General features: G+C 41.6%; 12 protein-coding genes and 1 pseudogene. 6 read left to right on the forward strand and 7 right to left on the reverse strand.

The genetic code is table 11. The annotated features are described in order from the left end of the window. Positions 1 to 238, forward strand: a 238-nt coding sequence (locus QUA33_RS17740; protein WP_445243257.1) for a transposase, incomplete at its 5' end; no start/stop codon positions are given. A 20-nt stretch (positions 239 to 258) separates the two neighbouring features. Here QUA33_RS17740 and QUA33_RS28280 read toward each other — a convergent pair. Continuing rightward, a pseudogene (locus QUA33_RS28280) lies at positions 259 to 587 on the reverse strand (IS1/IS1595 family N-terminal zinc-binding domain-containing protein); the annotation flags it as partial. A 336-nt stretch (positions 588 to 923) separates the two neighbouring features. Here QUA33_RS28280 and QUA33_RS17745 point away from each other — a divergent pair. The 4 genes from QUA33_RS17745 (at position 924) to QUA33_RS17760 (ending at position 6,877) form a co-directional block, all read left to right on the forward strand. After that, positions 924 to 1,550: a helix-turn-helix domain-containing protein gene (locus QUA33_RS17745; RefSeq protein WP_194008279.1), complete on the forward strand. Its 627-nt coding sequence runs from the start codon at positions 924 to 926 to the stop codon at positions 1,548 to 1,550. Positions 1,551 to 1,560: 10 nt separating this feature from the next. After that, the gene (locus QUA33_RS17750) at positions 1,561 to 4,296 is read left to right on the forward strand and encodes an ABC transporter transmembrane domain-containing protein (protein WP_333149896.1); all 2,736 of its coding nucleotides are present in this window, start codon (positions 1,561 to 1,563) and stop codon (positions 4,294 to 4,296) included. 73 nt (positions 4,297 to 4,369) lie between these two features. Beyond that, a complete protein-coding gene (locus QUA33_RS17755) occupies positions 4,370 to 6,076 on the forward strand; it encodes an HlyD family efflux transporter periplasmic adaptor subunit (RefSeq protein WP_333149898.1) in 1,707 nt (568 codons plus the stop codon). 54 nt (positions 6,077 to 6,130) lie between these two features. Continuing rightward, on the forward strand, positions 6,131 to 6,877 hold the full coding sequence (locus QUA33_RS17760; protein ID WP_194008276.1) for a peptidylprolyl isomerase: 747 nt from the start codon (positions 6,131 to 6,133) through the stop codon (positions 6,875 to 6,877). Between the two features lie 229 nt (positions 6,878 to 7,106). On the opposite strand, the gene QUA33_RS17765 is transcribed toward QUA33_RS17760, so the two are convergent. From QUA33_RS17765 to QUA33_RS17790, 6 genes are all read right to left on the reverse strand, one after another. Next, entirely contained in the window at positions 7,107 to 7,367 is a 261-nt protein-coding gene (locus QUA33_RS17765) for a hypothetical protein (RefSeq protein WP_194008302.1), read from the reverse strand. 387 nt (positions 7,368 to 7,754) lie between these two features. Next, entirely contained in the window at positions 7,755 to 7,937 is a 183-nt protein-coding gene (locus QUA33_RS17770; RefSeq protein WP_194008275.1) for a hypothetical protein, read from the reverse strand. Between the two features lie 491 nt (positions 7,938 to 8,428). Then, the gene (locus QUA33_RS17775; protein ID WP_194008274.1) at positions 8,429 to 9,187 is read right to left on the reverse strand and encodes a peptidylprolyl isomerase; all 759 of its coding nucleotides are present in this window, start codon (positions 9,185 to 9,187) and stop codon (positions 8,429 to 8,431) included. Positions 9,188 to 9,360: 173 nt separating this feature from the next. Then, positions 9,361 to 10,395: an aldo/keto reductase gene (locus QUA33_RS17780; protein WP_194008273.1), complete on the reverse strand. Its 1,035-nt coding sequence runs from the start codon at positions 10,393 to 10,395 to the stop codon at positions 9,361 to 9,363. Beyond that, positions 10,392 to 11,507 carry a T3SS effector HopA1 family protein gene (locus QUA33_RS17785; RefSeq protein WP_194008272.1) on the reverse strand — a complete coding sequence of 372 codons (1,116 nt, stop codon included), beginning with the start codon at positions 11,505 to 11,507 and terminating at the stop codon, positions 10,392 to 10,394. The genes QUA33_RS17780 and QUA33_RS17785 overlap by 4 nt, the downstream gene beginning before the upstream one ends. Before the next feature lie 26 nt (positions 11,508 to 11,533). Beyond that, complete coding sequence (locus QUA33_RS17790) at positions 11,534 to 12,691, reverse strand: phosphotransferase (RefSeq protein WP_194008271.1); 1,158 nt, start codon at positions 12,689 to 12,691, stop codon at positions 11,534 to 11,536. A 713-nt stretch (positions 12,692 to 13,404) separates the two neighbouring features. Here QUA33_RS17790 and QUA33_RS17795 point away from each other — a divergent pair. Continuing rightward, the gene (locus QUA33_RS17795) at positions 13,405 to 15,066 is read left to right on the forward strand and encodes a hypothetical protein (RefSeq protein WP_333149902.1); all 1,662 of its coding nucleotides are present in this window, start codon (positions 13,405 to 13,407) and stop codon (positions 15,064 to 15,066) included. The last annotated feature ends 3 nt before the right edge of the window (positions 15,067 to 15,069 follow it).

The raw sequence follows: 15,069 nt of genomic DNA on the forward strand, positions 1-15,069 counted from the left end.
TCAACATTGGACGATTGAGAACCAAGTTCATTGGACTTTAGATGTCACGTTCCATGAGGATCAATGTCGGATTCGTTCAGGTCATAGTCCTCGTAATTTTGCTATCCTGAGACGGATAGCACTTAACGCTCTTAATCAGGAGAAAACATTGCAGCGTAGTCTTCGTCAAAAAATCAAACAGGCTTCTATGAATAATGATTATATGATGACTGTTCTCAACTCCTTTTGTCAAGCTTGATTGAGATGCTCTTACCCTGCATCACATTCAACATTCAATCTGACTTTTTTTTTAGGTTTAACCTTTACTGTGCGTGCGATTGAGGCATATTTATTATTTACGTAATCCTGTAACCATTTTTTAGAAACACCCGTGGTTCTAGCTATACCAGCCAAAGAAATTTTATCCAAAAGAAGTCGCTCGATTAAATCTTTTGTTTCCGAAGCTCATTACTTTGTTTGTCGGATTTTCGACTTTCTTGGCGACCGCAACTTTGACATTTGTATTTGGGTTTTTTATTATGAATTCTACCATTTTTAACTATGTGATTTGAACCACAATCAGGGCAGTCTGGTCGTAAAAATAGCAGATTACATGACTAAACTAATGTTGGCAGATATCAAGAATTCTAGCAATAGTTTAGTCATGATAGCATAAGTGTAACTAAATCTACATTCGAGCGCGTAAAGAAATATTAAAATCACAAAATTTGATTGTGTCATTTATAAAATTATCATATATATTCAATTACTGTAATTAAACTTCACTACATATTTATTACTACCCATGGAACTACCCTCTCCGGGGGCAAGTTCCGTTCTAACAGCCTGATGGTGGGGGTGGAACAGACAAAATAGGTGCATAACTGCATATTGAGATCCTTGTGTCTCCAAATAAGGTTTTAGAGTCCCATCAGTTTTCCAATATGTCACGCGATCCCTTTCAGTGCGACAGTGGCCCAGACGAGCTACCTGATAGTGAGTGCTATAAACCCTCGCGCCTTAACCAGCACCAGCTATTGACACCTTTTCAACGCAAACTCTTGCAAAAAAGTCTGGAAGGCAATTTACCCGAACTGTACCGCCAGCGCATCCAAATTATGTTGCTGGCTGCGGAGGGTAAAAGTCAAACCAAAATCTGTGAAATCTTGGGATGTTCTCAAGGGACGGCTCGCCATTGGATATTGATGGCACAGGCTGGCCAAGCGCACAACTGGAGTGACAGCCCAATTGGCCGGCCTAAAACCGTAAATGACCAGTACCTAGAACGGTTGAAAGAACTTACTAGCAATAGCCCCCGCGATTACGGTTACTCGTTCCGGCGCTGGACAGGACAATGGTTAAGCAAGCATCTCGCTAAAGAATTCGGCATTGAACTGAGCGATCGCCATATCAATCGCTTGCTCAAAGATATGGGACTGTCTACGCGACCCAAACCCGCTCCTGTGGAAGATACCACAACTCAAGGAGGCAACCGCCTTTCGATCCGCGATCTCACAGAAACCTCTGTTTCAGTTTCCCCCGATTTTTGGCCTTTCAATTCCATACATTGAGATTGCAACTATGCTTCAGAATCAACCAGATTTTTTGATTTCTAATGATTTACTGCAAAAAACATTAGGACAATCTTTTCTAGAAAAAGAACTGGCAGAAGTGCGTCGAAATATTCAAGTTATAGAGCCTCAGCCAGTAAGACAATTTTGGAATTCACAAAATGCTGAAGGTGGCATCTACATCATTATTGTAGGGAAAGTAAGATTAACTCATAGTCTGGATGATAGACCCCTTTCATTGAAAGCAGGCGAATCATTTGGCGAGCTAACCTTGTTTGCTGAAGAGTCCTTGGAACCTTACTCAGCAAAAGCTACCAAAGACTCATCAACACTGTGTTTTCTTCCCTGTGAGTACATTTCTCACCTGATTCGCAAATATCCCAAAATCCGAGATCATCTTCATTACCAGGCTGTTTTCCGAGATTCGCTGCTCAGAGGAACTGACAGTTCTATAGCGAACGAAAAAAAGACTGAAAGCGGGAATAGTTTTTCCAATCGCCAATTGCCTGTCGAGCCAAAAAAACAGAAAAAAATTAGTAAAGCTTACTTTCCCAGTCCCACATTGCAAGCGGGTCACTTGTGGCAGCGAATTATCCGCCGCTATCCATTTTTTGCACAGCAAAGTGCATCCGACTGTGGTGCTGCTTCCTTAGTAATGATAGCTCGCTATTGGGGTAAGCGCTTTAGCGTTAATCACCTGCGGGATATGGCTAATGTCGATCGCAATGGATCTTCTTTACGAGGTTTATCAGCAGCAGCAGAAAGTATCGGATTCTCTACTAGACCCGTGAATGCCAGTTTAGACCAATTGGCGAAACAAAATCTACCTGCGATCGCGCATTGGGAAGGCAAGCACTACGTTGTAGTCTACGAAATCACCCGCAAGCACGTCATCATAGCCGATCCAGCCATCGGTCAACGTACCCTTACCTATGCCCAATTTAAAGTTAGTTGGACTGGCAATGCTTTGTTATTGCAACCCACAGCTTTAATTAGAGATGCCAAAGAATACAGTACCCCATTTTGGCAGTTTTTTGAGTTAGCTAAACCGCACGCTCTTGTACTGTTTGAAGTTTTCATAGCTTCCGTATTTATCCAAATTTTTGGATTGATTACGCCACTATTCACTCAAATGATTTTGGACAACGTAGTGAAACGCCAAAGTCAGTTAACTTTAACCACATTTGGAGTAGGGTTACTAATTTTTAGTTTGTTCCGAGTAGCTATGACTGGACTGCGACAATATTTACTAGACCAAACAGCAAATAGAGTCGATTTAGCGCTGATTGTTGGGTTTATCCGACATACCTTTAGTTTGCCTCTCAACTTCTTTGAGTCGCGCTATGTAGGTGACATCATCTCCCGCGTTCAAGAAAATCATAAAATTCAACGTTTTTTGACTGGCGAAGCGTTGTCTATATTGCTGGATTTACTGACGGTTTTTATCTACGTAGGACTAATGTCATGGTATAGTTGGAAAATGGCTTTGCTGGCCTTAGCAATTGTTCCACCATTTATCTTATTAGCATTAATTGCTACTCCTTTTTTGCAAAAAACTTCCAGGGATATCTTTAATGCTCTGGCAGGGGAAAGCAGTTATCTGATCGAAGCACTCACTGGTGTTCGTACTGTCAAATCTTTAGCGGTCGAACAAACTGTTCGTTGGCATTGGGAAGAATTACTGAATAAGTCAGTTAAAAGCAATTTTGCCGGGCAAGTGATTGGGAATAGACTTCAGGTATTCAGCGGTACTATCGAGGCTTTAGTGACAACAGGTTTGTTATGGTTTGGTGCGTCTTTAGTAATTCAAGGTGAACTTACACCAGGCCAATTAGTTGCTTTTAATATGCTGCTAGGTAATGTTATTCATCCCTTTCAGCGGTTGACTGTGCTGTGGAATGAATTGCAGGAAGTGGTAATAGCGATCGAACGCATCCATGATGTAATCGAAGCAGATCCAGAAGAAGATTTACAGCAAAAATCGCGGCAATCTTTACCCCCTATTAACGGTCACATTCGTTTTGATAAGGTTACTTTCCGCTATCATCCAGAAAGCGATATCAATGTTTTGGAAAACCTCAGTTTTGAGGTTAAACCAGGACAAACTGTAGCCTTAGTGGGTCGTAGTGGTTCTGGGAAAACAACGATTTCTAAGCTGATTTTGGGGCTTTATCCTACTACGGATGGAAAGGTGTTAATTGATGGTCAAGATATAAACAGTATCTTGTTGCGATCGCTCCGTTCTCAAATAGGTGTAGTTGACCAAGATACCTTCTTATTTGGCAGTACAATTCGCGAAAATATTGCCATCGGACAACCATCAGCTACCCTAGAAGAAATTATTGAAGCAGCGCGACAAGCTGGGGCCGATTTGTTTATCAAAAAACTGCCGATGGGGTACGAAACCCAAATTGGGGAAGGTGGAGGAATGTTATCGGGAGGACAGAGACAAAGAATTGCGATCGCTCGTGCTTTATTAGGTAATCCCCAACTGTTAGTTTTTGATGAAGCCACCAGTCACCTCGATGCTGAATCCGAGCGAATTATTCAGAATAATCTCACCAATATTCGCAAAAATCGCACCACCATAATTATCGCTCATCGCCTCTCAACAGTGCGTAATGCTGACTTAATTTTGGTATTGGATAAAGGCGTTTTGGTGGAAAAAGGAACTCACGAAGAGTTGATGGCTAAACGCGGGCAGTATTTCTATCTCAATCAGCAACAACTGGATGTTGCAGGGTGAAAGATAGCCCAACACAAAAGTTACCCAACTTTTCCTTACATGGTCTGAAAACCACTATTAACTCTTGTCAAATATGCCTAACTCATCAAACTCATTTTCTCCCTCCGAGCTTAACTCCCACGAATTAGAAACTTTAGCGACTGAAAAAGAGTTTCCTAACTCTACAAATGACAAAGTTATTCATACTGATGATTGGTCTTATGCTACCAAGGAATTACTAGATACTTTGCCAAAAACTTGGACGCGAGGCTTACTGTATTTTTTGGTAATATTTGTAGGTATCGTTTTACCTTGGTCAATGCTTTACAAGGTGGATGAAACAGGTTCTGCTAGAGGAAGGCTTGAACTTAAGGGAAATACCGTTAAGCGAGAAGCAGATATTCAAGGTAGCGTTGCAGTGGTTAAAGTGCGCGTCAAAGAAGGGGATGAGGTAAAAGCTAACCAGATTTTAGTAGAACTAGACTCTAAATCAATTCGTGATGAAATTCAACAAAATCAAATTAAATTGGAAGGACAAATAAATCGGCTTAGCCAGTTAGAAATCCAGAAAAATCAGTTTGGGATTGCTATTGCTGCTCAACACCAACAAAGTAAAGTTCAAGAATTGGAAAAACAAACACAAGTCGCTCAAGCAGAGCAGAATTTTGATACCCTCAAAACTGCTTACAACTTTCAAAAAGAAGAGAAAATCGCACAATTGGCACAAGCACAGCAGAGTTTTGATGCTTTGAAGGCTACTTACAACTTCCAAAAAGAAGAAAAACTCGCCCAAGTTGCTCAAGTAAGGAAAAGCATTGAATCTAGCAAAGCTGCTTATAATTTAGCAGCAGTTCGTTTGGGAAAGGCTGAGGAAAAATTCCAACGCTATAAAACAGTTTTTGATGCCGGTGCGATTTCAAAAGACCGACTTGCAGAAATAGTACAATCGGTAGAAGAAAACTATCAACAACGCCGACAAGCGCAATCAGATATTTCCCAAACAGAATCTCGTTTAACAGAACAACAAGGTAGTTATGAGAAGATTATTCACCAAGCTGAGTCTGATATTAAACAAGCTGAACTGCGTCTAAAAGAGCAGCAGGGTAACTACCAGAGAATTATTCGCCAAGCTCAATCGGATATTGAGCAAGGTAAGCTGCGTTTGGAAGAACAAAAACGCAGTTATCAAAGCTTGGTTCAATCGGGAACAATAGCTGTCTCGAAAATAGAACAGCAGCTTACTGATTTGAATACGCAAATTGCGGGTGTTCAATCAGAAATCGAACAAACAAAAAATCAGATTAGTTCTCTTAAAGAGCAGCTCAAGAAATATTTGATTCGTTCAGATTTTGATGGTACTATTTTTTCACTTCCTATTACCCGAGAAGGTGCAGTAGTACAACCTAAACAATTGATTGCTGAGATCGCAAGAAAGGGTACTGGCCTGGTGTTCAAGGGACAGATTCTTACTTCCGAAAGCGAGTCTTTACGCTCAGGTAATCAAGCGAAAGATGCCAATCTGAAATTTGATGAATATCCTTTCCAGGATTACGAAGTTGTGAAAGGCAAATTGAGTTGGGTATCCCCCAATTCTAAGATTACGCAAACAGCGCAAGGAAATGTAACTACTTATGATGTGGAAATTGAGTTATCTCAGAGTTGTCTTCAACCAAAGAGTAAGTGTATTCCTTTCAAATCTGGTCAACCAGCTACGGCTGAAATAATTATCCGTCAGCGTCGCCTGATTGACTTTATTCTTGACCCGTTTAAGAAGTTACAAAAAGGCGATTTAAAGCTGTAATTTAGCGGGTAATCTACCCATTATTGAATCAATTTTACCTTTTAGGAGAGTGTCATGTCACAAGCTATTACTATTTCGGCTCAAGATATCCTTCAGCAAGTCAAGTTATCCTGCCAAATTCCTTCTATTGTGGAGCAAATTGTTACTCGGAAGGTAGTAATGGATGCAGCAGCGGAGGCGGGGATTAAAGTGGAGGCTGAAGAATTACAGCAAGCAGCAGATAATATTCGGTTAATCAGCCAACTGAAGACTGCTGATGAAACCTGGGAATGGTTGAAGAAAAATTGCCTATCTTTAGATGATTTTGAGGAAATGGTTTATACAAATGTGATGTCTGGAAAATTGGCGCAACATTTGTTTGCAGATAAGGTAGAGCCTTGGTTTGTGGAACATCAATTGGATTATGCTGGCGCGGTGATTTATGAAGTGGTTTTGGATGATGAAGATTTGGCGATGGAACTGTTTTATGCTTTGCAAGAGGGGGAGATGATTTTTCCTGAAGTTGCTCATCAATATATTCAGGATACTGAGTTGCGCCGTCGTGGGGGATATCGGGGAGTTGTGCGGCGCGGGGAGATGAAGGCGGAGATTTCTGCTGCTGTTTTTGCTGCTAAACCGCCACAGGTTTTGAAGCCAATTGTGGGTGCTAAGGGGGTATATTTGATTTTGGTTGAGGAAGTGATTAAACCGCAGTTGGATGAGAAACTGGGGTATCAAATTCTTTCTGATTTGTTTAGCGGTTGGGTGAAGCAGCAAGTTGAGGAAGTAGAAGTTGTGATCGACTTAGATTTAAGTATATAAACTGCCAAATTTATAATCCCACGTTTCATAAATGTAATAGCCCTCCGAGAGTGTCGGAGGGCTATCTATTCTTTCTACCTAGATAACAGCTTCTCATATGTTAGCTGATTCAGGTAGTTTTCAGAATCGTGGACTTCAAAACCAGTAGTGTGTTAGCGATTTTAATGATTTGCCTGAGAAATTGTCTGGGATTTCAACTTTATTACGCCAACCGTAATGGGTTTAAATTTTATGCCCAAAATACAGGAAAACCGGAAGGTGGTAACTTACGAAAGAACCAAGTGTAATAAATTCCACCAGTTAAATTCAGTTCTTCATCCTTTAGTTCTGTTAGGAAACTTTCAGGATCGTGAAATAGTTCAGTCCCCTTGGGAGAAATATTGGTGATTTTGATGATTGCCATTGGATAATTTATTTCTGAGAAATTGCCAAGTTTACTATCAAATGGATGTATAGATAATCTACCTCCATTTGATAGTAAAAGAAACATTTGAAATCCCGTTTTAGTAAACTTTTATGGGTTTAAAAAGTAGGGAAAAAACTTGTGAAACTACATACCCGCTAACAGCCCTAGTAACAAAAGAAACTGCTGGACTAAATCCCCCATGAGTTAAATCTAGCTCGTCATCCGTTAGCTCATTGAGATAGTTTTCAGAATCCTGAAAAAGATCTGATCCAGTAGGATGCAAGTCAGAAATTTTGATAGTCGCCATTGTGAAATGTCCTCCAAAGTAATGAAATGATATTTACAGCAGATTGCATGGTTATAAAGTACACTCTAAACTCCGGTTACTAGAAATTACCGGGAAGTCTCTGTACCTCAATTACCAGCAAAAGTGCTGTAATTGCTGGAAATCAAAAGTTTACACTCTTTAATTTACCGCCATGCCCAACTAAACTGAACCCAAACTCCATTCTGATTGATAGAGCCTTTGAGATACCAACCGCCACCTAGCAGCTCCTCCATTTCGCTCTCAGTTAGGTTATTAAGGTAACTTTCTGAATCTTGAAACAGTTCGGAACCGGCGGGACGCAGATCGGAGATTGTAATTGTAGCCATTGATGAATGTCCTCCAAAATTTATGGCTTTCTGACATCTAGACTTTTGATTGCCTAAATCCTATTTACTATTAAAATTCAATCAAATAGGATTTGCAATATAAACGAAACACTTGGGAAGACATAAAATTATCAATAAGAAGTTATCCTTTTATTTACACGATCCTAGATATTTATGGTAAAAGGTGCCGTAAGTAGGGTTCCAAACAAATTATAGGGGCATTAATAAAGTTAAAAGTAAAACAATTTTGTCTAAAAACACTGGATGCTGAGACGTTTTTGTATTCTATCGTCCCAACAAATAAAAGTCCTACCCCTGAATTTAATCAGAGGTAGGCATCGCGCTTAAAAAGCTATTCTTTATTAATCTGTCGCGCATCTAATTTTTTGACCTGTTTTTGGCTTATCGTGGGGTGCAGGCTCCAAATTACACAAGTTAAACGCGCGACTGCTTAGCTACCCAGTTGAGAATTTCAAACCTCGATCGTCTCATTAACGCATTTCATCACCAATATCAGAATTGCTTCTCGCGTTTAACCAAGTCTGAAACAGCGATTCTAAAACCTGTTCCCTGACTTCACCCAATTCAGCAGAAAACCGCTTTTCAATTCTCAGAATGTGATAACCTAACTTCGTCTGAATTGGCCCAACCACTTCACCTTCCTTCGCCTCAGCAACAGCCTTGGCAATCTCCGGTAGCAATTCCGCCAAAAATCGAATCCCCACAAAGCCAGCATTTTGTTGCGATCGCTTCCCCTTCGAGTGTTCCAAAGCTAACGCACAGAAAGAAGCATTTTCTACCCTTAACGATTGGGCAATTTTCAAAGCTTCTGTCAAGTCGCGAACTAAAATCTGAGACAAAGCCACCCGCCGATAATCATCCCGGTTGGTCATATAATGATTATCTACCACTTCTCCAAAAAGATGCTCTTTCAACTTCTGAGTCAGTAACGATACTCGAATTCCTTGCGACCAATCTTCAGGGCTAATTCGCTGTTTTCCCAACCAAGCCAAGGTTTCAGATGCGCCCAGCAACTTGTGTTCCAAGCGAAAAGCATCCCCCGCCGCTTGCAATTCCTCATCAGAAATACTGATGCCAAGCTGTTGGCAAACTGCCAAAATTAGGGTATCTCGTTCAGCCAGTGCTGCCATTTCAGCAAATTTGTAAGAATGGCGCAGGTAGGCAACAACAGCTTCATCACTTGCAGGTAAAATTTCTGGCAACACCAATTTTTCTAAAGTTTCTTGCATGGTTTTATCCTGTGTATTTGATTGACAAAATTGACAAAATGGTAATTAGGAAGGAGAAACCAGATTTATTTTGTTTAGAGAGCTTCGATATTTTGTTGCTCCAACCCAAATAAAACAGGCGTCTGGGATTAGTGAATTGGTGTTATGAGGTAGCCGATCGCCACTAAGCGCAACTAAGCGCAGTACAGCAATCGTTCCGGTAGCACTTCCTGTACCTTCAAACGGTTGCGGTGCAAATCGCCATAAACATTGAGATAATCCAATTCAGCAGGGGTTAATTGACCTTTTTGGATACCTGCGATCGCAGCATCTATCTCTTCCCGGCTTTGCCAACCTGCCAAACAGACATCCACGCAGTTTTGGCTCAAAGAATAGCGATACAAATCCGGCACAGAAGGTTGCCAACATCCCGCAGGCAAACCAGCCGGAATATCCCAAAGCGCACCGGAATGAGAACCTGTAGACTTAAAAGTAACTATCCCCGGTCGTTCTGCATCTTGCGTATCCAACTGATTGAAAATCTGACTTTGAGCGGAACGGTGGGCGACATTATGCCTCACCATCACCACATCTAACAGCGGACTATCCAACCACTGCCGAGCCAAAGTGATATCGTGGAACGACGCACCAATATAACGCACAGCACCCATTTTTTTGAGGCGTTCGGAAGTCCCAAACATTCTTTCGATCGTGCGCTGATAAACCGAATTTTTGCCTCTCAAATCAGGAGAAAGCTGCAAACAATCTTGTAAAGCTTGTCCGTCATTAGTGCCGAACCAACCCCAAAACAAAACATCAATATAGTCAATTCCCAGTTCCACAAACTGATCCAACAATGCTGCCATCGCTGCTTCTGGACTTTTGATATAAGTCACCGTCGCCAGCACCACTTTCTCCCGCACTGACGAACGGCGATCGCATAATTTTCGCAGCGCATCAGCCATCGAACTGTAGATATAGTGGTGCAAGTCGCTGGAATAGAAAAAGTAGTTAATTCCTCGATCGAAAGCGTAAAGAGTATCATCGCTAGAAATACCGCCCCCGCCTCCTAATCCCAGACAACTAACAGTTAAATCGGTGCGTCCCAGCTTGCGGTAAAACGGCAAATCAGACGGTGGGAAATTATCAACTACAGAAGCGATCGTATTTGAAGGAGCGATCGCATTTGAAGAAGCGATCGATGGTAAAGCGAGATCGGTTATTTTCATAGTTCTAAAGCTGTATAAATATCTTCAGAATTCGCATTGAGATAGGCACGCTGCCAGTCAATCCCCACTAGCGAGAAGTGCTTAAAAATAGCATTGATTCGCGCTTCTGGTAACTCATCTCCTTTGTGCCAAGCTTCTAATAAGCCATTGGCCACAATTTGGCAGCGGTTCATCCCGAAGCTTTCTTGGGCTGCAAATTTGTAGTCTGGTTCTTCTGCTAGCCCTAAACCAGGCGCTAGCGGTTTGGTAAATAAGGGAATTTCTTTTTTGAAATGTGCTTTATCCTCTGCATATACTGTTTGTAAAACTAGCCTGACTGCTTCATAACTACTTTTTTCAAAGTAGAGAACTCCTGAGTCATAACGCCCGTAATCACCGGGGTTGTATAACACTTTAAAAGTAAAGGGAAGTAAGATAGCATTGAGCCGGTGCGTCAGCTTGCCCATAACTGCAACTGCACCTTCAGGAGTTAAGTTAAAGTAAACGCGCACTGTTTCCAAAGGTTTGTCTGTATCGTAACTTTGCGGCCCGGCGTTCCCAACTGCCATGTAAAATCCGTTTTGAACGAAATTTTTGGGCATCCGAATAGTGACACAATCGCCAATGCCAGCATTTTTTTGATGTGATTGAAGGTGGTATTCTCGATCGATATGTAAAGTTAACCCGCCTTTATTAACAGCTAAACTACCGTCAGTTTCTTGCCTGACTGCAACCCAATCAGGCTCGAAGTAGCCTTCTCCATCATTATTTTCGTGCAATCGATCGTAAAAGGCTAAATCTACTCCGAGAATGGTGTTATTTTCTAAATTTTGATACAGGGATTTGGCATCTGAATTTGCATCTGGTGCAAGGGCATTTTTCAGGGAACCATTATAATGGATACCGTACAGGAAACTGCGAAGTTGCAAGTTGATATATAGATTTTGAACTTCTGCTGGCATTCCTTTAAAGCGGTTGACTACCTCCGCAGGAAGTTCTAACGGTTTGTAATCGGGGTGAAGAATACAGAAATCAGGCTGAATTTGTACTTTGATGATGTCTTGCAGGGTATCTAACAACCTGCTTTCAATAGAATTTGAGTGTTGAATTGGAGGAGAATCAATTAGTTGCATATCGAGTTGCATCGCGAGGGAATATTTTAAGCGGCTTGGTTGAGTTGAGTGTGGCTAGTAGCAGCACTGCCGAAAACAGTTGGCATTGATTGTTCGGGACGGCACAGCAAACTTTTGGCAACTTGGAGCATACAAATTCCGGTATTGCCAAAAGATTTTTGATATTGGATTGTGGCTTGAATTTGTTGAATTAATGCCAACCCAGCAAATTGCACGACTCGCTTTAAGAAATCGGGGCGGTGTTCTACTATTTCTGGGAAGGTATCACAATAAGCTACCGTCATAGCATTAATTGAAGGCTGAATCTGTTCGAGAGGAGTTGCGGCTAATCGCAACGATTCTTCGATCGTGAGTGTCTGACTGATGACTAAACTACTCAACCAAACCAGCAGGTAGCTGGCGATTAAAGTTCCTAAATCAAAGGCGGGATCTCCCCAAGCAGAACGTTCCCAATCAATTAGTCGGACAATGTTTCGATCGGATTGTTGCCAATCTTGGTGAATGAGGATGTTATTGAGTTTTAGATCGTTGTGAGTCAAGCAACAAGGGTTATAAGCTGTAGAAAGCTCTGTTATTGCTTGCGCGAGGCTTTCGTAACGTTGGTAGAGAACGAAGAACTTTAAACCGTCTGCGGGAACTAAACCGAAGATTTCGGGGGTGATTCGTTCTAAACTGCGAATTAAGTTAGGCACCAAACATTTTACTTCATTGTCAGTATCTCGATCGAAGAATTCTTGATAATTTTTACGGTTGAAGGTTGAGCGATGGATGGTAGCGATAATAGTGCCGATCGAGGATGCGATCGCGATCGGGAAAACATTCTCTTTTGCATAGAAATCAGCTAAATCGCGGCAGTCATCTAGGTAGTTGAAAACCAGGATGGAATTTTCCGCATCAAAATGCGACACTACTGGCAATAACGAACGCAAGCTGTCCCGTTCGGGGAATAGCTGTAAAAACTCTTGAATTCGCCATTCGTTGAGAAATTCGCCAGCAGCTTTGCCATCAGAGGCATAGCGTTCCTGCTTGACAAGGTATTTATAACCGTTGGAAAGAGTTACTAACAGGTTAAAGTTTTTAGCGGCAACGGAATCTACATGAAAGAGGTCTGGCTCTGTATCGGTACAGAGCTCTACATCTCTTAAATACTTGGCAACGTTATGGGAACTTAAAAGAAGTGCCATTGTTCAAAAATATGCAAATCAATTTGTGCGATCGGGAAATTTCGTAATTGTCAATATCTTAGACAATCGGAGTAAGTTTATCTCTTAAGTTGAGGCGAGTTTTTAGCTAAAACATTCAAAATTATGTCTGCTAATTTATGCAAATTGTTCAAAAGCTGCTCAATTGAATAAGTAAGGGCGATCGAGCTAGCTAACAGCCAGAGGCGATCGCATTTGAGGACTGAATTTTAGAACTGGAGGGCGATCGCAGTCGATTGTGGGACAATGCAATGACAGAGGCAACCAGCCAGATATTCTGGGACTGCCTGTGAGGTCTAGCGCCCCACTTTTGGAGGAATGCGCCCAGAAGCTGGACTGTTGTAACTCCAACTCAAGCAGTTATGTCTCAAGAGTTAGACACCAGCCCCACTTTCAGCCTCAGCACGGGGGCAAGCAACAGATGCACTGCTACTGCCTTGCTCAGAGACAATGCTGCATCCCCAACTCAGAGCTACCCGCATAAATGTCGGCTGACGACACCAATAAGTTAGTAGCACACTTTAGAGGACGCTCTTCCAGCCACTATGCTTCAGTCGCCCAATTTCCCCCATGACTCCGAGTCAAAAACCTCTGAGCCTCTGTACTGGCCAACAGCTTCCTCTCCAGCGAGGCTGCTGTAAACTCAAAACTTCTGGCTCAATTCCTCCTTTATTGTTCTTCGATAACAAACTAAGATGACCAACCCTTCTCACCAGGGAAATATTCCCCGACTGCCGGAACGTCAAAATTACACCGACGAATTTTGCACCTATCTCATGCTGAATACCAGCAAAAATGCCCAGATTATTGAGTGGCACAACCAGAATCATCTCAGAACCAATTTTAAGTTGTATCAACAACGACACCCAGAATTCGCACAGTTATGTTCCCAGCCAAATCACCGCCAAAATCTAGCACTATTTTGGAGAAAAATAGCAATTAATACGGCATCAATTTCTCAAGAATGGGAACCCAGAAATCGCAAGAGACTAGCCTTAGAACACTTGGCCAGTTACTTTGAAAAAAACTGCTATTATGCAGCTAAAGAAGTCTCGAAAAACTCCCAGGAGCAGCTTTGGGACGAGTATCTCTGCTCTGCTCGCATTTTTATCTACAATCCTGACAATCTGTGCCGCGTGTTACAATCCTATGATTGCGATCGTCAGGCTTCTTTAGATACCTACATTCAAGCTGCCTTGAGCCAAGATATCCGAGATAAAATGTCTGTAGGTAAGTTTTCGCCGTGGCGAATGCTAGTTAAAAAATCCGATAAACTGCTTCGGGAAGCCCTAGAAACTTCTGCGATTCCAGAACCAACAATTACCCAATGTATCTTTGCACGCAAATGTTTTAAACAAGTTTATAGCTTAAACAAAGTTTATAATCCTGCGGTCAGGAAAAGAGGGGATAAATGGCACGAGGCTGATACTGAAGACTTTCGGCAGACCGCTGAATCTTACAATGCAGAAAAGGTCCTCTTGAATGCACCTCACGAAGTCTCCGCTGGCTCAAATATCAATCAAGAGCAAGTGCAAGCTTGGATGAAATTATGTATTCAAGCATTACAAAATTACCAAAATCCCATTAACCATAACATCAACATCCCCTGGGAATCACTTGAGGAAAAAGGCGGTGAAAACTTATCTCAGTCAAATACCGAAGAATCTTTCGATATAGAAGCAGATGAAAATACTGAGAAAAATGGCAGAAAAAGCCAGCAAGTTCACTCTGCTTTTCGCAAACAGATAGAAGAATTTAAACCAGATCAACACAAAACTCTCCTGCTTTATTATGGTTGCGGCATCAAGCAAACACAACTAGAAATTAAAATAGGAATCAGTCAATCTGCCATTTCTCGTCGCCTGAATACTATTAAAACAAAACTCATCAAAACTATGGCTGAAATGTCACAGCCGGAAGTATGGTCCGAAAAATATGTATTGCAATGGCTGCATAAAAACTTCCGCGCTCCCCTGCATTCAGATTTAATTCACGCAGCTTTAGTTGAAGCTGTCAAAAAACTTGAATCTCAAGAGGAAACTGTTTTCCATCTCTACTATGGTCAGCAGTTAAACGTAGAAAGGATTGCGATTATGCTGGGCATAAATAACTTAGAGGTGAATGCCATACTTTCTCGATCTCAGCAGAACTTACAATCCAATTTAATTGCGGAACTTGAAATTTGGCAGCGGGATTGTGTGGACAACTGGTTATTGCGCTTTTATCAATCTCAAGTTCGAGCTGTCTGTCGCAGTCGGAATCTCTCTCTTCAGGCTGAAGATGCCTCCCAAACAGTGGATGTTATCGTTGACGAATGCTTGCAAATTCTAATGGCTAACAACAAAAAAGGAGAATAAAAA

It is taken from the genome of Microcoleus sp. Pol14D4, assembly GCF_036701245.1.
Lineage (GTDB): Bacteria > Cyanobacteriota > Cyanobacteriia > Cyanobacteriales > Microcoleaceae > Microcoleus.

What these genes read in the sequence shown, in the direction of transcription:
- QUA33_RS17745 (WP_194008279.1), top strand. Translation starts at nt 924, where the DNA reads ATGTCACGCGATCCCTTTCAGTGCGACAGTGGCCCAGACGAGCTACCT.
- QUA33_RS17750 (WP_333149896.1), top strand. Translation starts at nt 1,561, where the DNA reads ATGCTTCAGAATCAACCAGATTTTTTGATTTCTAATGATTTACTGCAA.
- QUA33_RS17755 (WP_333149898.1), top strand. Translation starts at nt 4,370, where the DNA reads ATGCCTAACTCATCAAACTCATTTTCTCCCTCCGAGCTTAACTCCCAC.
- QUA33_RS17760 (WP_194008276.1), top strand. Translation starts at nt 6,131, where the DNA reads ATGTCACAAGCTATTACTATTTCGGCTCAAGATATCCTTCAGCAAGTC.
- QUA33_RS17765 (WP_194008302.1), bottom strand. Translation starts at nt 7,367, where the DNA reads ATGTTTCTTTTACTATCAAATGGAGGTAGATTATCTATACATCCATTT.
- QUA33_RS17770 (WP_194008275.1), bottom strand. Translation starts at nt 7,937, where the DNA reads ATGGCTACAATTACAATCTCCGATCTGCGTCCCGCCGGTTCCGAACTG.
- QUA33_RS17775 (WP_194008274.1), bottom strand. Translation starts at nt 9,187, where the DNA reads ATGCAAGAAACTTTAGAAAAATTGGTGTTGCCAGAAATTTTACCTGCA.
- QUA33_RS17780 (WP_194008273.1), bottom strand. Translation starts at nt 10,395, where the DNA reads ATGAAAATAACCGATCTCGCTTTACCATCGATCGCTTCTTCAAATGCG.
- QUA33_RS17785 (WP_194008272.1), bottom strand. Translation starts at nt 11,507, where the DNA reads ATGCAACTAATTGATTCTCCTCCAATTCAACACTCAAATTCTATTGAA.
- QUA33_RS17790 (WP_194008271.1), bottom strand. Translation starts at nt 12,691, where the DNA reads ATGGCACTTCTTTTAAGTTCCCATAACGTTGCCAAGTATTTAAGAGAT.
- QUA33_RS17795 (WP_333149902.1), top strand. Translation starts at nt 13,405, where the DNA reads ATGACCAACCCTTCTCACCAGGGAAATATTCCCCGACTGCCGGAACGT.